Origin of the sequence: Arthrobacter sp. TS-15 (genome assembly GCF_006964045.1) — a bacterium.
Taxonomy (GTDB): Bacteria; Actinomycetota; Actinomycetes; order Actinomycetales; family Micrococcaceae; genus Arthrobacter.
In genome coordinates this window covers 91,254-111,211 of the sequence record NZ_SDXQ01000037.1, presented here as the reverse complement: position 1 = coordinate 111,211, position 19,958 = coordinate 91,254, and the positions used below count along the sequence as shown (strand labels likewise).

Below are 19,958 nucleotides of genomic sequence, written 5' to 3'. Positions count from 1 at the left end.
ATACGGTTTCCCGGATGGTCAACGTGTGCTGATCTGCTCAACAGCTTAGCCCTAAACGTGTCAGGTAACTGAGGGAATCCCACTAACTGGACAGAAATTCGCTTATATGAATCACCATGGCACCACGGGGGAGTGAAGTTTCGGAAACATTGACGTATTTTGCGGACATCGGCCCTCTTTCCGCCACGGTATGATATTTGAAGGCCAGCAGCGGTTCATGCGCCCGAGTTTGCTTTCGACAACAGGGACGGCAGCCGCTGCGAGAACCCCAGAGCATAGAACAGAGTGACTGCCGCCGTGAGCACAACTGATACGCCCCTTAACGCGTCCCCGGCACGGGGAAGCATCGGAATGTCCCGTAAATTCAAGGCGTATCTGGCTCTGACCAAACCCAGGGTCATCGAACTGCTCCTGGTCAGCACACTGCCCACCATGATTTTTGCGCAACGCGGTTTCCCGTCCATCGGGCTGATTCTTGCGACCCTCGTTGGTGGTGCATTCGCTGCCGGCAGTGCCGGCGTCTTCAACTGCTACATCGACCGCGACATTGACAAACTCATGCACCGCACGGAAAAGCGGCCCTTGGTCACTGGTGAAGTATCGCCGCGCGAGGCCCTGGTGTTTGCCTGGGTGCTGGGTGCCGCCTCGATCGCGATCCTGTGGTTCGGTGCCAACCCGCTTTCTGCGTGGCTGGGTCTCGGCGCGATCGTTTTCTACGTGGTCATTTACACCATGATCCTGAAGCGTCGCACGGCCCAGAACATCGTCTGGGGTGGTGCTGCCGGATGCTTCCCGGTTCTCATCGCCTGGGCGGCCGTTACCAACACGGTCGAGTGGCCCGCCATTGTCCTGTTCATGGTGATTTTCCTCTGGACGCCTCCCCATTACTGGCCGCTTTCCATGCGATACGGCGAGGACTACCGCAACGCCAACGTACCCATGCTCGGCGCCATCGCCGGCGCGAAGGTGGTCTCTGTACAGGTAGTCCTCTACGCGTGGGCCATGGTGGCCTGCTCGTTGCTGATGGTGCCCGTTGGTGGGGCCGGCTGGGTCTACACCATCGTCGCCGTTGCCGCCGGCGCCTGGTTCCTCTACGAAAGCCACGCCTTGTACAAGCGCGCCCAGGGTGGCGACGTCTCCAACAAGGGCGCAATGAAGGTCTTCCATGGCTCCATCAGCTACCTGACGCTGCTCTTCATTGCCTTGGCCGTTGATCCGTTCGTCGGCTCCGCGATCGTTGGCGCCTAGCTCCGCACACGCTCTGCAAGCCGCAAACGCTCGACGCCGGTACTCGCCAGAGTGCCGGCGTCGCCGTTTTGCGGCGCTCTTCTCTGACCCTCTCTCACATCCCACGGGCTTGAGCGGATCCCTCTCTCACATCCCGCGGAGCCTAACCGCTCCAGGGGTCCCGTAACGCCCCCTATCGTTCGTGATGTGACGCGGACAGTCCAGCGACACACAGCCTTCGACATTCCGGCTGGCTCTATCCCCGAGGCGCCCCCATGCAGAGGTGCTGTCCGCATCGCAGACGCCGCATTTGTCCGTCTGCAAAGTGCCACCGATTCCTTTGGTGATGTCGCCCTGCTTGATCATTCATTCGGGGCTCCGGTCGCCGTCCTCGGCGGGGACGCCGCACGGCAGCTGGGCGTCGCGAAGCCGGGACCCGGCGTCGTGATGTGGCTCTATGGCCAGCCAGTACCAGTGGTGGGAATCATCAATAAACCGGGGCGTGACCCCATCCTCGATGGCGCCGTTGTGGTTGGCGTTCGGTCCTACCCCATAAGGTCAACCAATGTGGCCGCGAATTTGGTCCTCAGGACGCAAACCGGCGCGCCGTATGGTTGCGATAGTTTCGGTTGTTCTGCTGGCCCTCGGAATGCGGCGGACCGCTCTGGCGTCCATGTTCCTTGTGGAAGGGGCAGTAGTGGGTGCACTTGGTGGCATTGCCGGCGCCGCCGCGGGCATGGGCGCCGCTCTTGCCTACGCCGCAAACGAGGGCTGGGTCCCGGTGATTCCAGCAGATGCGGCCCTTTGGGGTATCGCGGCCGACCTGCTCAGTGGCACCCTCTCAGCGGTTTATCCGGCAGTGGTGGCGTCGCGGGCGAATCCGGCGCAGCTCATCCGCAGCTAACGCTTCGGGCTGTACTTCGCCACATCAGCGGCGTTGGTGGCCGCACTCATCAACACGGCAGCACCGAACATATGAGCGCCCACGAGCAGTGCGGGAATGCCGTTGTAATACTGAGTGAAGCCGATGACGGCCTGCAGCAGGGTTACACCCAGAAGGAGATACGTCGCCGTCCGGAATGGCCCGGAAAGCTTGTGCCTGAAAACCAAGTACACCGCGAATAGTGTTCCTGCAGTGATCAGGTAGGCCGGTACGGCGTGGATATGTGAGAAGAGGTCCCAGTCAAGGTCATTGCGCGGAGCATCTGCATCGCCTGCGTGGGGCCCGGCGCCAGTGACCACGACACCCAGCATCACCGAAAGTGCCGAGAAAACAGCAACGGCCGTCATCAACGGACGGGTTACAGCGGGCAGGACAGGCAGCGTGCGGTTCATGAACCGGCCGGTCCGCCCGTAAGCGCGGTTGACCAGGAGTGTGGCGAAGACCACCAGAGCCATGGAGACAAGGAAGTGAAGGCCCACAACCCAAGGGTTGAGGCCGGACAGAACCGTGATTCCACCGATCACAGCCTGCGCCGGAATGCTGGCCAGAAGGCCCAGAGCAAGGACGAACAGGTCGCGGCGCTCTTTGCGGAGATTCCACAAGTACACCAGCATGAGCGCAGCAACGGCTGCCAGAGCGAAGGTCAGGAGCCGGTTGCCGAATTCGATGAAACCGTGGATGCCCATCTCCGGCGTATTCACCAACGAATCGCTGGTGCAGCGCGGCCACGTAGGGCACCCAAGGCCGGAAGCGGTAAGTCGCACGGCACCACCGGTCACCACAAGCACTGTCTGTCCAATGAGGGACAACAGTGCCAGGCGGCGCACGGCGTTGTTGACCTCGGTGGGCAGCTTGGACGTCAATCGCTGGACGGTATTGGGTAGGCGCGATGCCGTGCTCACAGTTGTCTCACTTCTCAGTTCTGCGTTGGTGGTTAATGCCTGAATGGGTTAGTTCCATTTGAACCATCGGATGGCCGCAGCACCGGCCAGTACGGTCCACAGCAGGAGGACTAAAACGGCGGGGAAAGGAACACTGCCCGAGAGGAAAGCATCACGGAGCGCTTGGCCCAGCGCCCCTGAGGGCAGGAAGTGCACGATGCCCTGAAGTAGGGAAGGTAGTCGTTCCGCCGGCACCACAATCCCGCCCAGGGCCCCCAGGAGAATCCACAGCAGGTTGGTGATTGCCAGGGTAGCTTCAGGGCGCACCGTACCGGCCACCAGCAGCCCCAGCGCAGTGAAGGCTGCAGCACCGAGAACTAAAAGTCCGAGCCCTGGAAGCCAGGCGTCCAGGCGTGGTTGCCATCCCAGCATGCCGGCAACGGCTGCCACGACCAGGACCTGAAGAAAAAGGACCACCAGCACGGCGAGGATCTTGCCTGCGATGAGTCCGCCCCGACCAAGGGGAGTTGTGGACAGGAAACGGAGCACTCCGTACCGGCGGTCAAAGCCGGTAGCGATGCCCTGGCCGGTGAAGGCAGTGGACATCGCACAAAGTGCCAGGATTCCCGGCGTTGCAACGTCTACGCGTGATCCGCCCATGTCATCGAGGAGGGGCGTCACTACCAGTCCCACCAAGGCCATCAAGGGTAGGACAATAGCGAGGATGAGTTGCTCACCGTTGCGCAGCATGGTGATGGTCTCGTAGCGGCCCTGCTGCATGATCCGGCGCGGTAGGGATGCCGGTCCGGCGTTGGGCGAGTGAAGTGGGCTCATCGGAGGTCCCTTCCGGAAATGTCCAGGAACACGTCTTCCAGGCTACGGGCTTCCAACCGCAGCGAGGCGGGCATGATGTTCCGTTCAGCCCACCAAGCAGTCAGGGATGCAAGGTCTTTCGGGGTGATGGCGCCGGTGATGGCGTAACTCCCGGAGCGCGTCTCTGTTATCTGCAGGCCGGCATCCACAGCACCGTTCAAGCTTAGACCGCCGGGTGCGTCGAAGTAGAGCGTCCGGTCCGTGATGGCGGAGTCCGCTGCGTGATCGTGCCGAAGCAATTCGGCGACCGTTCCCTCAACCACGTTGTGACCGCCGTCGATGATGTAGACGTAGTCCGCCAGGCGTTCCGCGTCGTCCATCAGGTGGGTGGTCAGGACAATGCCCATTCCGGCATCCCTGAGCTCGGCAATGAGCTCAAAAACCATCTGCCGGGACTGTGGATCCAAGCCGGCACTGGGCTCGTCGAGGAAAAGGATTTCAGGGTTACCCACCAGCGCCGCCGCGAGTGCCAGCCGCTGCTTTTGGCCGCCGGAAAGGCGGCGCACGCTGGTCCGGCTGAACTGGTGTATTCCCAGGCGTTCCACCAGCGCGTCAACGTTCATGGGCTTTTGGTACATGCCGGCGACATGCCGCAACAAGGGTATGGGACGGGCCGACGGCGGGAGGCCGCCGTCCTGGAGCATCACACCTACGCGGGATCTCAAGACGGCACCTGCAGTATCAGGGTCCGCGCCAAGGAGGGAGATATTTCCGCCTGTTCGCTTCTGCAAACCTTGGGCGCACTCGAGCGTGGTGGTCTTGCCCGCGCCGTTAGCCCCCAATAGGGCGGTTACCTGGCCGCGTTCGGCCACCAGCGACAGTCCGCTGACCACCCTGAGCATTTTGCCGTCAAGGGAGGTCAGGGGGCCTACGTCCTTTATGAGTCCATCTATAGTGAGGACGGGGGATTTGGGGGATCGCACCAGGGTATTCTACGGGAAGTAGTACGGTCACACTTGGCGGCTTCCGCAGGTCAGCCTTGCCTTACTGGATGCATGAAACAAATTACGACATGATTATGTTGTGTATTCCATGAGCAGTCCAACTTCCATGCCTTCAACACGGCATGCTGCAGCGGCGGAGGCATTCGTTGCCCCGCCCGCGATGCCGGACGCGGATGATCGCACACGGGACCGGGTCCTAAGCGCCGTTCTGGAAAACGGTCCAGTGAGCGCCGCGGAGCTCGGCGACCTCCTCGGCTTCACACCGGCCGCAGTCCGCCGCCACCTTGACCACTTGGAGCGCAACGGCGTAATCGAAGTCAAGCGTGTGACCAAGGCCGGTTCCGGCGCGGGACGCCCCGCGCGCCGCTACGTCTTGAGCTCGCAGGGACAGTCCACTCTCGGCGATGACTACCTGAACATTGCCAGCTCGGCGCTCCACCGTCTCCAGGAACTCGCCGGCGAAGACGCGGTTCGCGCATATGCGGAGGAACGCTTCTCCGATATGGAACGGCGCTACGCTCCCGAGGTCGAGGCCGCCGGAGATGACATCACTGCCAGGGCCATGGCACTTTCCAGGGCCCTGAGCCGCGATCGCTTCGTTGCATCAGCCCATTCCATTGAGGCCAAGGCCCCGTTGCCCGCCGCACTGTCCAGCGTCCAGCTGTGCCAGGGTCACTGCCCTATCCAGCGCCTGGCTGCGGAGTTTCCGGTTTTCTGCGACACCGAGACCGAGGTCTTCTCGCGCTTGGTGGGCGTCGATGTCCGGCGTCTCTCCACGCTCGCGCAGGGCGGACATGTGTGCACCACCCATATACCTACCGGGCGCCCGGCTGCCACGGCATCTCCGGATGTCGCAGTGCAGTCCGGGAACCCGTACCAGGAATCAAACAACCAGCAAGAAAGGCCGTGATGACGGACCAAATAGCAGAGAAAGCGGTAGCTGACGGCACTGTGATCTCGGAGATTCTGGAGAAGAATCCCGAACTGCACGGTATCGGAAACTACGAGTACGGCTGGGCCGACAAGAACGACGTTGGCGCCAACGCCCGTCGTGGCCTCAACGAGGAGGTCGTCCGCGATATCTCCTCGAAGAAGAACGAGCCTGAATGGATGCTCGATCTGCGGCTCAAGGGCCTTAAGTACTTCGACCGCAAGCCTATGCCTACCTGGGGTGCAGACCTCTCCGGCATCGACTTCGACAACATCAAATACTTCGTGCGCTCCACCGAGAAGCAGGCGGCAACGTGGGAAGACCTTCCGGAAGACATCCGGAATACCTACGAGAAGCTGGGTATCCCCGAAGCTGAGCGCAGCCGTCTCGTCTCTGGCGTCGCAGCCCAGTACGAGTCCGAGGTTGTCTACCACCAGATCCGCGAGGACCTGGAAGCCCAGGGCGTGATCTTCCTGGACACGGACACCGCACTTCGCGAGCACCCGGAGATCTTCCAGGAGTACTTCGGCACCATCATCCCGGTGGGCGACAACAAGTTCGCTTCGTTGAACACGGCCGTATGGTCCGGCGGATCATTCGTGTACGTGCCCAAGGGCGTTCATGTGGACATCCCGCTGCAGGCCTACTTCCGCATCAACACGGAGAACATGGGCCAGTTCGAGCGCACGCTGATCATCGCTGATGAAGACTCCTACGTTCACTACATCGAAGGCTGCACGGCTCCGATCTACACCTCGGACTCACTGCACTCGGCCGTGGTGGAGATCATCGTGAAGAAGGGCGCCCGCGTCCGTTACACGACCATCCAGAACTGGTCCACCAACGTGTACAACCTGGTGACCAAGCGCGCTATCTGCGAAGAGGGCGCCACCATGGAGTGGATCGATGGCAACATCGGTTCCAAGGTGACCATGAAGTACCCGGCCGTCTACCTCGTTGGCGAGCACGCCAAGGGCGAGACGCTGTCCATCGCCTTCGCCGGCGAGGGCCAGCACCAGGACACCGGGTCCAAGATGGTGCACATTGCACCGAACACCAAGAGTTCCATCATTTCCAAGTCGGTCGCCCGCGGCGGCGGACGTGCAGCGTACCGCGGCCTGGTCCAGGTCCGTGAGGGTGCCAAGCACTCGGCCAACACGGTCCGCTGTGATGCCCTGCTGGTGGACACCATTTCCCGTTCGGACACGTACCCGTACATCGACATCCGCGAGGATGACGTTGTCATGGGCCACGAGGCCACCGTTTCACGCGTCAGCGAAGAGCAGCTCTTCTATCTGATGTCCCGCGGCATGCCTGAAGACGAGGCCATGGCCATGATCGTGCGCGGCTTCATCGAGCCGATCGCCCGTGAACTGCCCATGGAATACGCTCTTGAGCTGAACCGCCTGATTGAACTGCAGATGGAAGGGTCCGTCGGTTAACAATGACTGATATCACTACTGAAAAAGCGCGCATCGGCGCGCCCTCGGCTCAGCCGTTCATCAACGGCTTCACCGAGGAAGGCGAGAACCTTTCGCCCGCCAACACCGGAACGAACACCAGCACGACGTCGGAGCAGCCCTCCGCTGGTCCGCTCGGCGGCGCTTCGGCCAAGAGCCACTCGCACGGTGGCGGGGTCGGCATCCCGGACAGCTCCCGCGCCGGCCGCCTCACCTCGTACAAGCTTGCAGACTTCAAGCCGCTGAACGGCCTTGAGGAGGACTGGCGATTCACTCCGTTGAAGCGCCTCCGCGGCCTCCACACCGATGTCCTCAACGGCGCAGCTCCTGTTGTCAGCGTCACTGCACCGGCCGGCGTCGTTGTTGAAACTGTTGGCCGCGATGACAAGCGCATCGGCCAGGCGGGCATCCCCGAGGACCTCGTGTCCGCCAATGCCTGGGAGAACTTCGCCGAGGCCACCGTGATCACCGTGCCCGCCGATCTGCAGGCCGAGAGTGAAGTTTCCGTCCTGGTCACCGGCGCTGGTGAGGCGCCGTCGGCACAGCACATCGTGATTGTGGCCGAACGCTTCTCCAAGGCTGTTGTGATTCTGGATCACCAGGGCTCCGCGGTTGTCTCCGAGAACGTGGAAATCATTGTGGAGGACGGTGCTGAACTGACTGTCGTCTCGCTGCAGGAATGGGCAGACGACGCGGTCCACGCGTCTTCGCAGCAGGCAAAGATCGGCCGCGATGCCAAGTTCAAGCACATCGTGGTCAGCCTGGGCGGCGACCTCGTTCGGGTCACGCCGTCCACGCGTTTCACGGCTCCCGGTGCCGACGTCGAAATGTTCGGCCTGTACTTCGCCGACGCCGGCCAGCACCTTGAGCAGCGTCTCTTCGTTGACCACGCGGTGGCCAACTGCAAGTCCCGCGTCCTCTACAAGGGTGCTCTTCAGGGACGCAATGCCCACAGCGTATGGGTCGGCGACGTCCTGATCCGTAAGGAAGCAGAAGGTACCGATACTTACGAGGCCAACCGCAACCTTGTCCTCACGGACGGTGCACGCGCCGACTCGGTTCCCAACCTCGAAATCGAGACCGGTTTGATCGAGGGTGCAGGCCACGCCAGCGCCACCGGCCGTTTCGATGACGAGCACCTCTTCTACCTCATGGCCCGCGGTATTCCTGAGAAGGTTGCCCGCCGCCTGGTGGTCCGGGGCTTCCTCAACGAGATCATCCAGCAGATCAAGGTCCCGGCAATCGAAGATCGCCTGACCGCAGCTGTTGAGCGCGAACTCGCCGCGACCGACAACTAAGACAGGCCAGGCAGAGCAAACAATGAGTGAACAAACCAAGGGCGAACTGGTATGCAACGCCAATGACATCCAGGTCAAGCAAGCGCTGCGTGTCCTGATCGATGACTATCCTGTAGCCATCGTCAAGGACTCGATGGGCGAGATCCACGCCATCGCCGATACCTGCTCGCACGCGGACATCTCGTTGTCCGAGGGTGAGGTTGAAGGCTGCGCGATCGAGTGCTGGGGACACGGTTCCCAGTTCGACCTCCGCAGCGGACAACCGCTCCAGCTGCCTGCTTATGACCCCGTCCCCGTTTTTGCCGTCACCATCGATGGAGACGACGTTTACGTGGACGTGACCAACGTTGTGAACGGCGCCTCGGTAGATCACTACTGAGCGCCCAGTACCGCCAGACTTACGAACGGAAAGAAAGAAGAGCATGTCAACTCTTGAAATCAAGGACCTGCACGTCAGCATCGAGACGGAGCAGGGCACCAAGGAGATCCTGAAGGGCGTCAGCCTCACCATCAAGACCGGTGAAACGCACGCCATCATGGGCCCCAATGGCTCGGGCAAGTCCACCCTCGCCTCCACGATCGCCGGTCACCCGCGCTACAACGTCACCAGCGGCACCATTACGCTGGACGGCGAAGACGTCCTGGAAATGAGCGTCGACGAGCGCGCCCGTGCAGGCATGTTCCTGGCCATGCAGTACCCGGTAGAGGTTCCCGGTGTGACCATGACCAACTTCCTGCGCACCGCCAAGACCGCGATCGACGGCGAAGCACCGGCACTGCGCACCTGGACTAAGGACGTCAAGGCTGCCATGCAGCAGCTGCGCATCGACGCCGACTTTGCACAGCGCAACGTCAACGAGGGCTTCTCCGGTGGTGAGAAGAAGCGTGTTGAGATCCTGCAGCTCGAACTCTTCAAGCCGAAGTTCGCCATCCTTGACGAAACCGACTCCGGCTTGGACGTCGACGCCTTGAAGGTTGTCTCCGAGGGCGTCAACCGCGCCCACGAAGAGGGCAACATGGGCACGCTGCTCATCACCCACTACACCCGCATCCTGCGCTACATCAAGCCGGACTTCGTTCACGTGTTCGTTGACGGCAGGGTTGTTGAAGAGGGCGGCCCCGAGCTCGCAGACCGTCTTGAAGAAGAAGGCTACGACCGCTACGCTCCAGGCGCCGGCGTTGCCGTTGCTCCTGCTGTGCAGGCCTAGTTAGGATCGTTCCATGACCGAAATCAACACGGCGCGAACCAGCCTCGAGGACGTCGAGGAAGCGCTCAAGGACGTCATTGACCCAGAGCTCGGGGTCAACATCGTGGACTTGGGCCTTCTTTACGGACTCAAGTACTCCGACGATGACGGCGCGCTCCTGATCGACATGACACTGACCACGGCGGCTTGCCCGCTGACGGATGTGCTTGAAGAGCAGGTGGGCAAGTCCCTCGACGGAGTGGTTGACGACTGGCGCCTGAACTGGGTATGGATGCCGCCATGGGGTCCGGAACGGATCACCGACGACGGCAAGGACCAGATGAGGGCCCTCGGCTTCAACATCTAACCAGCATTCACCCGTGCAACGGGCAAAGGAAGGGTTCCGGGTATATCACCCGGAACCCTTCCTTTTTGGTGTTGTCATGCCTTAGGGCGCAGCCACACCGAAGGTGTCGCACTTGTTGATGTCGCCCGTGGTGTACCCCTGATAGAACCATTTTTGCCGCTGCTCGCTGGAGCCGTGGGTCCATGACTCAGGTGAGACGCGGCCGGTTGCGGCTTCCTGGATGCGGTCATCGCCGACGGCGGAAGCGGCCGAGAGCGCATCCTGCAGGTCCTGCTGGGTGAGGGGGTCAAGGAAAGGCTTCCCGCTCGCATCCGTCTGCGTCGTGGCATGGCGGACCCACAGTCCCGCATAGCAGTCTGCCTGGAGCTCCACCCGCACCGCCCCCGACTGCGGTCCCTGTGGATCCTGCTGGGCCTTGTCCAGGCTTCCGAGGATGTTCTGGACGTGGTGCCCGAACTCGTGGGCTACTACGTACTCTTGTGCCAGCGGGCCTCCAGAAGAGCCAAAACGGGTCACCAGTTCATCGAAGAAGCCGGGATCGAAATAGGCGGTGGTGTCTGCAGGGCAGTAGAAGGGGCCAACAGCGCTGGTAGCCGCGCCACAGCCGGTGTTTGTGGCCTCGCTGAAGATGACAGTCTTGGGCCGCGGGTACTGGACGTTGTAATCCGCCAGATAGTCAGGCCAGAAAGCATTCAAGCTATTCACCGTACCGGTGATCCGGCAGTCCAGGCGTTTGTCGGCATCGGCGCCGGTCTGGCATTCCTGGACGCCGCCGGCTCCGGCACTGCCACCTTCGACGGCGGGTGGCTGGCTTCCGCCCCCGGTCAGGTCCCCAAGGATGTTGGGATTGATGCCGAAGAGTGCCAGGAGCAGCACCACAATACCGCCACCAATTCCACCACCGATCTTGGTACCGCGGCCCATGCCACTGCCACGTCGGTCCTCCACTTGGGAGGGGTCAAGCTGCGCGCCGTCATTGAAACTCATACAGTCAGAATAGACGTCACTTTTGGTGCCTGGTGCCAGACACTGCCGTAAAATTGTTTGGATGCCTTTCCTGGATAAACTTCAGCTCTGGGCCGAGGAGCGCCCCCACGACACCGCCGTCGTTGTGGGCAGCGGCCGGCTCACCTGGGCGGGACTCCGCGACGCCGCAGCTGGCTTGGTGGCGGACGCCCCTGCCACCACCGTTCTGGCCGAGCCCAACTCTGTGCGCTTCGTGGAGCGCTATGCTGCCGCTGTGGCGGGGGATCGGCGGTGCGCCGTTCTGGACCCCGAATGGCCGGCCCCGATGATCGAAGAAGTATCCTCACGCGTCCTCGCAACCACCACACCGGTTGGCGCCGAACTGGTGGACGGGGACGCATCCAGTACCTTCCTCATCGGCCTCACGTCCGGTACCACGTCCGTGCCCAAGGCATTCACCAGGTCCCGCCGGTCCTGGCAGGTGTCTTTCGATGCCTCCATCGAGTTCTTTGGCTTGTCCCAGGAGGACCGGACCCTTGCGCCCGGTCCTTTGTCAGCAAGCCTGAATCTTTTCGCCCTTTCAGAGTGCCTGTACGCGGGTTCGGCTTTCCATACGCTTGAGTCGTTCGATGTCGCCGACGCCCATGCCGCCATCAGCCATGACGGCATCACCCGCCTTGTTTTGGCGCCCACTGCCCTGAGGTTGCTCAGCGAGCGGGGACTGGCCGGCGACGTTGATGCTTCCGGTATCCGCAGCATCATCTGTGCCGGTTCCAAGTTGGACGCCCGGACACTGGAGGCAGCCCGGCGGTGGGCACCCCGTGCAGCCATCTACGAGTACTACGGTGCCTCGGAGCTGAGTTTCGTTTCCGGTACCCGCCTGGCCGCCGGCGAGCCGTTGGATGCTGGCGGTACCGGCATTGGGTTGCCTTTTCCGGGGGTTGAAGTGACCATCCTTGACGACGCTGGCAGCCCTCTCCGGGACGGGGAACACGGGAATATCAGCGTTCGCAGCGGGATGATCAGCAATGGCTACCTGTGGGGCGACGACGGGCAGGCCCTGCGGTGCCTTGATGGGTGGTACACCGTGGGGGATCAGGGCTTTCTGGAGGACGGCACCCTTCACATCCTTGGACGGCGCTCGGACATGATCATCACCTCGGGAAAGAACGTCTACCCGCATGAGGTTGAGCTGGCCGTTGCTTCCGTGCCGGGCGTGGAAGGGGCGGTTGCTGCCGGAGTACCGGATGACATCCGCGGTCACAAGGTGATCGCCGGCGTCGTTCCTGCCTGCGGTGCGATCACCGCCACCCAGCTCCGCACAGGCTTGGATGGCCTGCTGGCGCGCGACAAGTGGCCGTTGCAGTATTACGTGTTGTCGGAGCTGCCCATGACGGACCGTGGCAAGGTCAGCCGAAAGGTGCTCCTGGACTGGATCAAGAACCACGACCCCCGGGCGCGAGCCCTTGGATAGCCACAAGCCCCTGGATAGCGGGACCGGCTCAGCCGGAGGGTTTGACGAATCCCGCCAGCCTGTCATTATTGCCGCGCTCCGATCTCCTATTTGTCGTGCCAACGGTCAGTTGAAGCAGTTACGTGCCGCGGACCTCCTGGCACCCGTACTGGCTTCCCTGGTTGAAAGAGCGGGCGTGGACCTGGCGGAGGTGGACGATGTCATTGTGGGCAATGCTGTGGGCGGCGGCGGGAATGTTGCCAGATTCGCAGCTCTCCAGGCGGGTTTGCCCATCAACGTCCCTGGCCTTACCGTGGACCGCCAATGCGGCTCAGGTTTGGACGCTATTGCACTGGCATCCCGCTTGGTGGCAGCCGGCGGGGATCCGCTGTATTTGGCAGGGGGCGTTGAAAGCATCAGTAACGCCCCGGCCCGGGCCAATAGAAACGACGACGGCGAACTCGACTTCTACTCCAGGGCCAGCTTTGTGCCGCCGCAGTTCGGCGACCCGGACATGGGTGTTGCGGCGGAGAATGTCGCCCGCGAATTCGGCGTGACACGTCAGAGGCAGGACGAGTACGCGCTCCGGAGCCATCACCGTGCCGTTGACGCTGCCAGGACAGGGCTCTTTGAGGATGAAATTGTTCCGCTCAAGAGCAAGGGGAAACAGGTGGCGCTGGACGATGGCCCCCGAGCTTCACTGCGGGCCCCGCTGATGGCGAGGTTCCCAGCAGCATTCGTGGCGGGCGGATCGGTCACGGCAGCAAACTCATGCTTTGACGCGGACGCAGCGTCCGCCGTCGTCATGACGTCCCTTAAACGAGCCCGCACCCTGGGCGCGACGCACGGGATGCTGGTGCTGGGGTGCGAGACCGTCGGCGTTGATCCGGAATTTCTTGGCATAGGGGCAGCCCACGCGGCCAAGCGGCTCCTGAACCGCCATGGAGTGGACGCAGATGACATTGATCTGGTGGAGTTCAATGAGGCATTCGCCTCCCAAACCATCGCATGCCTGGAGTATCTGGGCGTTGATCCTCAGAAAGCCAACCTTGATGGCGGCGCGCTTGCCTTGGGTCATGGCTACGGAGCTTCGGGAGCGGTCCTGGTGACGAGGTTGATGGCTCAAGCACGCCGCAGTTACGCAGTGCGGGGCGAGAGTTCGCTGGCATTGGCCATGATCAGTATCGCCGGAGGCATGGGAACCGCAGCTCTCTTTCAGTACGCCAAGCTGTAGCCCCTGCGCCGGTCTAGTCCCTCTCCGGTTCGCCCAACCCGCGGGCCGCCAAAGCATCACCGGTTTGGCGCGCATACGCAACAGTGGTGATGAAGACAGGGAGCACCAGTGCGCGGGGATTGCGTTCAAGCCCGCGTGCCCGCGCTGAGTCCCTTACGTCAGTGAAGGCGCCGGCTATGAAGGGAATGCTCCTGAGCATCACTGCGATGGTCAAAGCGAATCGTTCAGGATCGGCACCGAAACGCCGGAACGGTTTTGCCAACGCCACCACGCCGTCCAGAAGATCCTGCACGGGAGTAGTCGCGGTGAGGACCGAAGCTGCCACTACGCAGACCAGCACATTGAACACGATGCGTGCCGCGGTGGGCCCGCCCAGTTGCCACCATTGGAAGAGACCGATGACCAGCAGGATAGGAGCCACCAACCAAATGGCCTTCAGAAGGCGGCGGAAGCCTGCCCCCGTCAGCATGAATAAGCCACACATGACGGCGAAGACCACCAGCGACACGGCCCAGTCCACAATAAGGAAGGACGCCGCTCCGCAGGCCGCTACAACCAGAAATTTCAGCCACAGGGGAGTGCGGTGGATGATCGAGTTCCCTCGCACGTAGTTGGCTATAAGGAAGCCATGCCCCCTCATCTCGGCACATCACCCACGCCGGCACCGGGCAGGGCAGCCGCGCAAAGCTCGCGGTACCGGGCGACGCCGTCTGCAGCACCGCCGTCGAACACGATACGCCCGGCCTCAACTACCAGCACCCTGTCCATGTCCAAGGCCAGGTCGAGATCATGCGTGGACATGATGACTTGTTGATCCAGGCCAGCGACTGTGCGGCGCAGCAGTTCGCGGTTTCGAAGATCCAGGAGGGTGGATGGTTCGTCGAGAACCAGGACGGTGGGATCCACCGCAAGGACTGCGGCCAAGGCCAGTAGCTGCCTTTCACCACCGGACAGTTCATAGATGCTTTGATCGGCCAGATGCAGCAGGCCGAAGCGATCCAGCACTGCTTCTGCCCGCGCCGCCCGCTCCTTGGAGTTCTTGACGGAGCGGCGCAACGAGAGCTCAACATCTTCCCGCCCGGTAGGCATCACCAACTGTGACAGGGGATCGGTAAAGACGAAACCCACATTGCCCCGGACACGGCGGACATCGGCAAGAGTGTCATCTCCGTGGACTACCACTGTGCCTTCGCTCGGTTCAACCAAGCCATTCACGAGCCGCAGCAGCGTGGACTTTCCGGAGCCGTTGGCGCCGATGACTCCAATCCTGCGTTCTGCGAGGTCCAGGGAAAAATTTTGCAGCAGGGTTTTGGGGGTGTCGCTGCCATCGACTGCGACACGCACCGAAACCCTGCTGAAACTGATGGAATTCATGGAGTGATTGTTCCCGCTTACTTGACCCGGCGTACCAAGACATCCGGGAAGGCTTTGTGGATTGCCACGGCGATGATCACGGCCAGGACGTTCTTAATGATATCGCCGGGGACGAAAGGGAGGTCTGCGAGGAAGGCCTTGGTGAAATCCAACTTGGCATTGACCATCATGCCCAGGACGCCGAGGGCGTGAATAACCACGATGCTGCTCACCATGGTCGCTGCGAAGAGCCACAGTGAACGGAACTTGACTGTCCTGCGGATGACCACCGATGTTAGGTAACCGGTCGCGGCTGCCGCCAGCGGGAACGCGATGATGTAACCGGCGGAGGGCGTGGCGAGGATACCCAAACCGCTGCGCCCGCCGCTGAAGATCGGCAGACCGGCAAAGCCGAGCAACACGTAAAGCCCGACGGCGGCGAAACCGCGCCCGGCTCCGAGCACCAGTCCACTGAGCATCACCGTCAACGTCACCAAAGTGATGGGAACCCCAAGGGCTCCTACCGGAATGCCCGGGACAATTGCCGATGCCGCTACGAGGGCAGCGAAAACTGCGATGAGGCCCAGGTCTGTGGCGGTCCAGCGTTTTCGGGAGGACGCGGTTCGCTGCAGTGTGGCAGCGGAAGTGGAAGAGTTGGTCTGGCTCATGACGGTCCTATCGGGTGTAATGCGATGCGATGGATGTTCTTGTTTCCCCTGTTGTCGAGAGTACGGAGGGAACGGAATCGGGATTTTGGAGTCTTTCCACAACACTGACCCGGAATTCTTTGGCCGTCAGCACAGTTTCCTCCTGGGAGGACCGATGTCAGGCAGCGGCCTAGGTACCGGTAGACTTGAACAGGCTGTTCTCACGGCCGCCCCCGCCGCACTTATCGGACCCACCGGTCCCCGCGAGCGTTCCCCATTGAAAGGCATCACCCGAATTGATTACCGTCCAGGACCTCGAACTCCGCGCCGGCGCACGCCTGCTCATGGACCAGGTCAACTTCAGGGTGGACAAAGGGGACAAGATTGGACTCGTCGGACGTAACGGTGCCGGCAAGACCACACTCACCCGGGTCCTCGCCGGCGAAGGGCTCCCCGCCGGGGGTAAGGTCACCCGCAGCGGTGAGATCGGCTACCTTCCACAGGATCCGCGGACTCCGGACATGGAACAGCTCGCCCGTGACCGCATCCTTTCGGCCCGCGGCCTGGATGTGGTGGTGGGCAAGCTGAAGAAGGCCCACGAGGATATGGCAAGCGATGACGCGGCGGTCCAGCGTAAAGCCATGAATCGCTACGACCGCCTGGAGGCTGAGTTTCTCTCGGGCGGTGGCTACGCAGCGGAAGCTGAAGCTGCTGCGATCTCCTCCAACCTTGCGTTGCCGGATCGCCTCCTCAACCAGCCACTCAAGACCCTTTCCGGTGGCCAGCGCCGCCGTGTGGAGTTGGCGCGCATCCTGTACTCCGATGCGGAGACCCTGCTCCTCGACGAACCCACCAACCACCTTGACGCCGACTCCATCACCTGGCTGCGTGACTTCCTGAAGAACCACCAGGGTGGCTTGATCGTGATCAGTCACGACACCGACCTGCTCGAGGCGACGGTGAACAAGGTCTTCCTCCTGGACGCCAACCGCGCCCAGATCGATTACTACAACATGGACTGGAAGCGCTACTTGCTCCAGCGCGAAACGGATGAACGCGCCCGGAAGCGTGAACGCGCCAACGCCGAAAAGAAGGCGCAGGTCCTGATCGACCAGGCCAACAAGATGCGCGCCAAGGCAACCAAGGCCGTCGCTGCCCAAAACATGGCCAAGCGAGCAGAGCGGCTCCTGAGCGGCTTGGAGGCAGTGCGCGAAAACGACCGCGTGGCAGCTCTGCGGTTCCCGGATCCGTCTCCTTGCGGCAAGACCCCCTTGACTGCGGAGGGATTGAGCAAGTCCTACGGTTCGCTGGAGATTTTCACGGACGTGGACCTGGCAATCGATCGCGGTTCCAAGGTGGTCATCCTTGGACTCAACGGTGCGGGCAAGACCACTCTTCTGCGCATGCTCGCCGGTGTAGACAAGCCCGATACCGGCGACATCATCCCCGGTCACGGCCTCAAAGTTGGCTACTACGCCCAGGAACACGAGACGCTCGACGTCGATCGCACAGTCCTGGAAAATATGCGGTCATCAGCGCCTGACATGAAAGATGCCGAAGTCCGCGGAATCCTGGGTTCGTTCCTGTTCTCCGGCGACGACGTCGACAAGCCCGCCGGTGTTCTCTCCGGCGGTGAGAAGACACGCCTGGCCCTGGCCACCATTGTGGCCTCCAGCGCCAACGTGCTGCTCCTCGATGAGCCCACCAACAACCTGGACCCGGCCAGCCGCGCAGAAATCCTGGGTGCGCTCAAGAACTACAGTGGCGCCGTCGTCATGGTCAGCCACGACGAAGGTGCAGTGTCAGCGCTGAACCCTGAGCGCGTTGTGCTGCTCCCGGACGGTGTTGAAGACCACTGGAACGAGGACTACCTGGACTTGATCACGCTGGCGTAAGCCCTGGTTGCGTTCGGCTGCGCGTGTGTTGCGTCCGCTGCGTCGCGTCTGGTTGCGTTCCGCTGCGCGGCGCGCTCGATCTGCCGCGTGCTCGCTCGTTCCTCGCTTAGACGCACGCTACGCAGATCAACCTCGTCGCTTCGCTCGCGGTGGGGTCACCCCCGCAGGCTGATGCAGCTAGCGGACCCGGAGTTCTTCAGCGTCGGTGATGCGCGCTAGCTCTTCGTAGCTGATGGAGAACATGGAGTTGTGGTCTCCGGCTCCTGCCCATAGCAGTGGGTGTTCTTGGAGCGAGGTGTCCAGGATGGTGCGGAGTTTCCTGGGGTGGCCTACGGGCGCTACTCCGCCTACTTCCTGGCCTGTGTGTTCCAGGACGAATTCTGGCTTCGCCCGGCGTATTCTGCCTGTGCCAAGTTGTTCTGCCACCAGTCCCGTATCTACTTTGGCCGCACCGCTGGCGAGGATGAGCAGGGGCTCGCCATCGAGTTCGAAAATCAGACTGTTGGTGATTGCCGCTACATCGCAGCCCAGAGCCGATGCTGCTGCAGCCGCTGTGGGCACCTTGTCTCTGAAAATCCGGACCGTGTCCTCAGCACCAGCGGCCGTCAAAGCAGACCGGACGTTCAGGACCGGATCATGAAACAGTTCAGTAGCCCTGAGCATCAAGGATGGCGTCTTCCTCTTCTTCGGACGTGGGTCGCTTGTTTTTCCGGGGAGCGGGGGCACGCTTCCTGGGCGTGCCACCCGCGGCCATGATCTGCTCGTCCTCTTCGTCTTCGGCATCAATGGCGGCGTTCCGGGCCTGTTGCCGTGCAGCGTATCCAAAGCCGATGAACATCAGGACGCCGAAGGCGAACCATTGCAGTGAGTAGGAGAGGTGCGTCCCTTCCTCAGTGGCCGGCTTGGGGAAAGGCGTGGGCATCGGCCGCACTGCAGGAGATTCACTGGCCAACTGCCCGTAAGCACCTGTTGCGATTGGATAAGGGAGTTCCTCGGCAAAGCTTGCGAGGTCAATCGAAGCCAGCTGACCGTCAACCGCGCCACGATCCAGCTTGGGTTCGGCAGGCTTGAGACGGGCCACCACAGTTACTTCACCAGTGGGTGGAGCAGGGATCACGTCAGGCCGGCCTGGTGTGTTGTTGCCGATGGGTAGCCAGCCGCGGTCGATCACGACTGCTTCGCCTGTAGTCAGCCGGAATGGAACCACGACGTCGTAGCCTGGCTGGCCGTTAAGCGGCCGGTTGCGCACAACCCGCTGCCCGTCGAGGTCATAACTGCCCCGTAGCTCAACCTGCGTCCATTCCCGTTCAGGGTCCAGGGAGTCGAACTCGTCCTTGATCTGGGCGTAGGGGATGGGGGTGGCCGAGTAGTTACTCACCACCCGATTGATTTCTGCCAACGTCTCAGCCCGGCGGTCCATCTGCCATCGCCCCAGGAAGACACAGGCTGTGGCGAAAATAACAGCCAGCACGAAGTACCCCAGCCACTTGCTGGAGAAGAGAAAACGGTACATTCAGCCAGCCTCATTCGCTGTTGCTTCACTGGCCTTGAACGGCAGTGTTTCCTTCCAGAGGCCACGCGTCTGCAGGTAATCCTCCAGCCAGTCCCGGTGTTCGCCGCACGAAAGCCACACCTTACGGCGATCCGGCGTGTGAATGCGCGGGTTGTTCCACAGGAGCTGCCACTCTGCGCCGGCGCGGCAACCTTTGCGGGAGCACGTTGCCGTAGCCGTGGCGCGTCCGGATTCCCCGCTGGCCGCACCCGGGCCGCCGAGGTTGAAGATATTCATGAAGCCGCCCGTTCGTCGCCGGACTGTCCGGCATCGCTTGAATGGCCCATGGCCGGGCCTCCTGATGTGCCAGGTGTTTCGTCATCCACCAGTTCACCTTGGAGCACGGTTGGGGCGTCCACGGGAGCTTCTTCAGGCTCGGGGGAACGTTCCAATTCAGGGACGGCGACGTAGTCCAACAAGGACTCGCTATGGTCCTCGGCTTTGTCATTGCCATTGGCTATGACTACCGCAATCCACGGCAGGAAGACGGCGCCCACAATGGCAATGATCTTGAACCAGCCATCGACCACAAAAATGAGGATGATACAGACCATGCGAATACCCATGGCTACCGCGTACTTGACCATGCGATCACGCATGTCTTCGGAGTGGGCAGCAGCAGCGTCTGTGATGCTGTGGACTTCGGGGGCACCGGAAAAAGCGTCCGGTTCCCCGGGCACTTGCTGCAGGGGACTGTTTTCTCGTGTCACAACTGAATCATCACGCTCCAAAGGCCTTCATCAATTC

The 19,958-nt window shown here is 61.9% G+C and carries 22 protein-coding genes; 11 read left to right on the top strand and 11 right to left on the bottom strand.

What is annotated here, in order from left to right:
* The first annotated feature begins 285 nt into the window (after positions 1–285).
* Entirely contained in the window at positions 286–1,248 is a 963-nt protein-coding gene (locus tag EU811_RS15505) for a heme o synthase (RefSeq protein ID WP_142939229.1), read from the top strand.
* Positions 1,249–1,837: 589 nt separating this feature from the next.
* Positions 1,838–2,131: an FtsX-like permease family protein gene (locus tag EU811_RS15500; protein ID WP_160147652.1), complete on the top strand. Its 294-nt coding sequence runs from the start codon at positions 1,838–1,840 to the stop codon at positions 2,129–2,131.
* Here EU811_RS15500 and EU811_RS15495 read toward each other — a convergent pair.
* From EU811_RS15495 to EU811_RS15485, 3 genes are read right to left on the bottom strand one after another with little or no spacing between them, the layout of a single operon-like run.
* Positions 2,128–3,072: a COX15/CtaA family protein gene (locus tag EU811_RS15495; RefSeq protein ID WP_142939227.1), complete on the bottom strand. Its 945-nt coding sequence runs from the start codon at positions 3,070–3,072 to the stop codon at positions 2,128–2,130. The genes EU811_RS15500 and EU811_RS15495 overlap by 4 nt on opposite strands.
* A 48-nt stretch (positions 3,073–3,120) precedes the next feature.
* Positions 3,121–3,885, bottom strand: a complete 765-nt coding sequence (locus EU811_RS15490; RefSeq protein WP_142939226.1) for an ABC transporter permease — start codon at positions 3,883–3,885, stop codon at positions 3,121–3,123.
* Positions 3,882–4,847 (bottom strand): ABC transporter ATP-binding protein, encoded by a 966-nt coding sequence (locus tag EU811_RS15485; RefSeq protein ID WP_142939225.1) that lies wholly within the window; start codon positions 4,845–4,847, stop codon positions 3,882–3,884. Before EU811_RS15485 ends, EU811_RS15490 begins: the two co-directional genes overlap by 4 nt.
* Positions 4,848–4,956: 109 nt before the next feature.
* Here EU811_RS15485 and EU811_RS15480 point away from each other — a divergent pair, with 109 nt between their 5' ends.
* Genes EU811_RS15480 through EU811_RS15455 form a run of 6 tightly spaced genes read left to right on the top strand, consistent with a single transcriptional unit; the run spans position 4,957 to position 10,111 of the window.
* Positions 4,957–5,778 carry a helix-turn-helix transcriptional regulator gene (locus EU811_RS15480; RefSeq protein ID WP_142939224.1) on the top strand — a complete coding sequence of 274 codons (822 nt, stop codon included), beginning with the start codon at positions 4,957–4,959 and terminating at the stop codon, positions 5,776–5,778.
* Positions 5,778–7,241, top strand: a complete 1,464-nt coding sequence (gene sufB / locus EU811_RS15475; RefSeq protein WP_011774792.1) for a Fe-S cluster assembly protein SufB — start codon at positions 5,778–5,780, stop codon at positions 7,239–7,241. The genes EU811_RS15480 and sufB overlap by 1 nt, the downstream gene beginning before the upstream one ends.
* Positions 7,242–7,243: 2 nt before the next feature.
* A complete protein-coding gene (gene sufD, locus EU811_RS15470) occupies positions 7,244–8,557 on the top strand; it encodes a Fe-S cluster assembly protein SufD (RefSeq protein WP_142939223.1) in 1,314 nt (437 codons plus the stop codon).
* A 22-nt stretch (positions 8,558–8,579) separates the two neighbouring features.
* Positions 8,580–8,936: a non-heme iron oxygenase ferredoxin subunit gene (locus tag EU811_RS15465; protein WP_142939222.1), complete on the top strand. Its 357-nt coding sequence runs from the start codon at positions 8,580–8,582 to the stop codon at positions 8,934–8,936.
* Positions 8,937–8,979: 43 nt separating this feature from the next.
* Positions 8,980–9,765, top strand: a complete 786-nt coding sequence (sufC, locus tag EU811_RS15460; protein ID WP_142939221.1) for a Fe-S cluster assembly ATPase SufC — start codon at positions 8,980–8,982, stop codon at positions 9,763–9,765.
* A 13-nt stretch (positions 9,766–9,778) separates the two neighbouring features.
* Positions 9,779–10,111, top strand: coding sequence for a metal-sulfur cluster assembly factor (locus tag EU811_RS15455; protein ID WP_089595078.1), 333 nt, complete (start codon positions 9,779–9,781; stop codon positions 10,109–10,111).
* 81 nt (positions 10,112–10,192) lie between these two features.
* On the opposite strand, the gene ypfJ is transcribed toward EU811_RS15455, so the two are convergent.
* Entirely contained in the window at positions 10,193–11,098 is a 906-nt protein-coding gene (gene ypfJ, locus EU811_RS15450) for a KPN_02809 family neutral zinc metallopeptidase (protein WP_142939220.1), read from the bottom strand.
* Between the two features lie 61 nt (positions 11,099–11,159).
* On the opposite strand from ypfJ, the gene EU811_RS15445 reads away from it, so the two are divergent.
* Together EU811_RS15445 and EU811_RS15440 are read left to right on the top strand one after the other, a co-directional pair.
* Positions 11,160–12,551 carry a class I adenylate-forming enzyme family protein gene (locus EU811_RS15445; protein ID WP_142939219.1) on the top strand — a complete coding sequence of 464 codons (1,392 nt, stop codon included), beginning with the start codon at positions 11,160–11,162 and terminating at the stop codon, positions 12,549–12,551.
* Positions 12,544–13,764 carry a thiolase family protein gene (locus tag EU811_RS15440; RefSeq protein WP_238703424.1) on the top strand — a complete coding sequence of 407 codons (1,221 nt, stop codon included), beginning with the start codon at positions 12,544–12,546 and terminating at the stop codon, positions 13,762–13,764. Before EU811_RS15445 ends, EU811_RS15440 begins: the two co-directional genes overlap by 8 nt.
* 13 nt (positions 13,765–13,777) lie before the next feature.
* On the opposite strand, the gene EU811_RS15435 is transcribed toward EU811_RS15440, so the two are convergent.
* From EU811_RS15435 to EU811_RS15425, 3 genes are read right to left on the bottom strand one after another with little or no spacing between them, the layout of a single operon-like run.
* Positions 13,778–14,404, bottom strand: a complete 627-nt coding sequence (locus tag EU811_RS15435; protein ID WP_142939217.1) for an energy-coupling factor transporter transmembrane component T family protein — start codon at positions 14,402–14,404, stop codon at positions 13,778–13,780.
* On the bottom strand, positions 14,401–15,138 hold the full coding sequence (locus EU811_RS15430) for an energy-coupling factor ABC transporter ATP-binding protein (RefSeq protein WP_142939216.1): 738 nt from the start codon (positions 15,136–15,138) through the stop codon (positions 14,401–14,403). The genes EU811_RS15435 and EU811_RS15430 overlap by 4 nt, the downstream gene beginning before the upstream one ends.
* Before the next feature lie 17 nt (positions 15,139–15,155).
* Positions 15,156–15,785 (bottom strand): biotin transporter BioY, encoded by a 630-nt coding sequence (locus EU811_RS15425; protein ID WP_142939215.1) that lies wholly within the window; start codon positions 15,783–15,785, stop codon positions 15,156–15,158.
* 275 nt (positions 15,786–16,060) lie between these two features.
* Here EU811_RS15425 and EU811_RS15420 point away from each other — a divergent pair, with 275 nt between their 5' ends.
* Positions 16,061–17,659, top strand: a complete 1,599-nt coding sequence (locus EU811_RS15420; RefSeq protein ID WP_062068715.1) for an ABC-F family ATP-binding cassette domain-containing protein — start codon at positions 16,061–16,063, stop codon at positions 17,657–17,659.
* Between the two features lie 177 nt (positions 17,660–17,836).
* Here the strand turns inward: EU811_RS15420 and EU811_RS15415 are convergent, their stop codons facing one another.
* Genes EU811_RS15415 through EU811_RS15400 form a run of 4 tightly spaced genes read right to left on the bottom strand, consistent with a single transcriptional unit; the run spans position 17,837 to position 19,942 of the window.
* Complete coding sequence (locus EU811_RS15415; RefSeq protein WP_142939214.1) at positions 17,837–18,322, bottom strand: YbaK/EbsC family protein; 486 nt, start codon at positions 18,320–18,322, stop codon at positions 17,837–17,839.
* Positions 18,306–19,172 carry an SURF1 family cytochrome oxidase biogenesis protein gene (locus EU811_RS15410; protein WP_142939213.1) on the bottom strand — a complete coding sequence of 289 codons (867 nt, stop codon included), beginning with the start codon at positions 19,170–19,172 and terminating at the stop codon, positions 18,306–18,308. The genes EU811_RS15415 and EU811_RS15410 overlap by 17 nt, the downstream gene beginning before the upstream one ends.
* On the bottom strand, positions 19,173–19,448 hold the full coding sequence (locus tag EU811_RS15405; protein ID WP_142939212.1) for a hypothetical protein: 276 nt from the start codon (positions 19,446–19,448) through the stop codon (positions 19,173–19,175).
* Positions 19,445–19,942, bottom strand: coding sequence for a DUF3099 domain-containing protein (locus EU811_RS15400; protein WP_142939211.1), 498 nt, complete (start codon positions 19,940–19,942; stop codon positions 19,445–19,447). The genes EU811_RS15405 and EU811_RS15400 overlap by 4 nt, the downstream gene beginning before the upstream one ends.
* Between the last annotated feature and the right edge of the window lie 16 nt (positions 19,943–19,958).

What these genes read in the sequence shown, in the direction of transcription:
- EU811_RS15500 (WP_160147652.1), top strand. Translation starts at nt 1,838, where the DNA reads ATGGTTGCGATAGTTTCGGTTGTTCTGCTGGCCCTCGGAATGCGGCGG.
- EU811_RS15480 (WP_142939224.1), top strand. Translation starts at nt 4,957, where the DNA reads ATGAGCAGTCCAACTTCCATGCCTTCAACACGGCATGCTGCAGCGGCG.
- EU811_RS15415 (WP_142939214.1), bottom strand. Translation starts at nt 18,322, where the DNA reads ATGCTCAGGGCTACTGAACTGTTTCATGATCCGGTCCTGAACGTCCGG.
- sufC (WP_142939221.1), top strand. Translation starts at nt 8,980, where the DNA reads ATGTCAACTCTTGAAATCAAGGACCTGCACGTCAGCATCGAGACGGAG.
- EU811_RS15465 (WP_142939222.1), top strand. Translation starts at nt 8,580, where the DNA reads ATGAGTGAACAAACCAAGGGCGAACTGGTATGCAACGCCAATGACATC.
- sufD (WP_142939223.1), top strand. Translation starts at nt 7,244, where the DNA reads ATGACTGATATCACTACTGAAAAAGCGCGCATCGGCGCGCCCTCGGCT.
- EU811_RS15430 (WP_142939216.1), bottom strand. Translation starts at nt 15,138, where the DNA reads ATGAATTCCATCAGTTTCAGCAGGGTTTCGGTGCGTGTCGCAGTCGAT.
- EU811_RS15445 (WP_142939219.1), top strand. Translation starts at nt 11,160, where the DNA reads ATGCCTTTCCTGGATAAACTTCAGCTCTGGGCCGAGGAGCGCCCCCAC.
- EU811_RS15455 (WP_089595078.1), top strand. Translation starts at nt 9,779, where the DNA reads ATGACCGAAATCAACACGGCGCGAACCAGCCTCGAGGACGTCGAGGAA.
- EU811_RS15490 (WP_142939226.1), bottom strand. Translation starts at nt 3,885, where the DNA reads ATGAGCCCACTTCACTCGCCCAACGCCGGACCGGCATCCCTACCGCGC.
- ypfJ (WP_142939220.1), bottom strand. Translation starts at nt 11,098, where the DNA reads ATGAGTTTCAATGACGGCGCGCAGCTTGACCCCTCCCAAGTGGAGGAC.
- EU811_RS15435 (WP_142939217.1), bottom strand. Translation starts at nt 14,404, where the DNA reads ATGAGGGGGCATGGCTTCCTTATAGCCAACTACGTGCGAGGGAACTCG.
- EU811_RS15405 (WP_142939212.1), bottom strand. Translation starts at nt 19,448, where the DNA reads ATGAATATCTTCAACCTCGGCGGCCCGGGTGCGGCCAGCGGGGAATCC.
- EU811_RS15425 (WP_142939215.1), bottom strand. Translation starts at nt 15,785, where the DNA reads ATGAGCCAGACCAACTCTTCCACTTCCGCTGCCACACTGCAGCGAACC.
- sufB (WP_011774792.1), top strand. Translation starts at nt 5,778, where the DNA reads ATGACGGACCAAATAGCAGAGAAAGCGGTAGCTGACGGCACTGTGATC.
- EU811_RS15410 (WP_142939213.1), bottom strand. Translation starts at nt 19,172, where the DNA reads ATGTACCGTTTTCTCTTCTCCAGCAAGTGGCTGGGGTACTTCGTGCTG.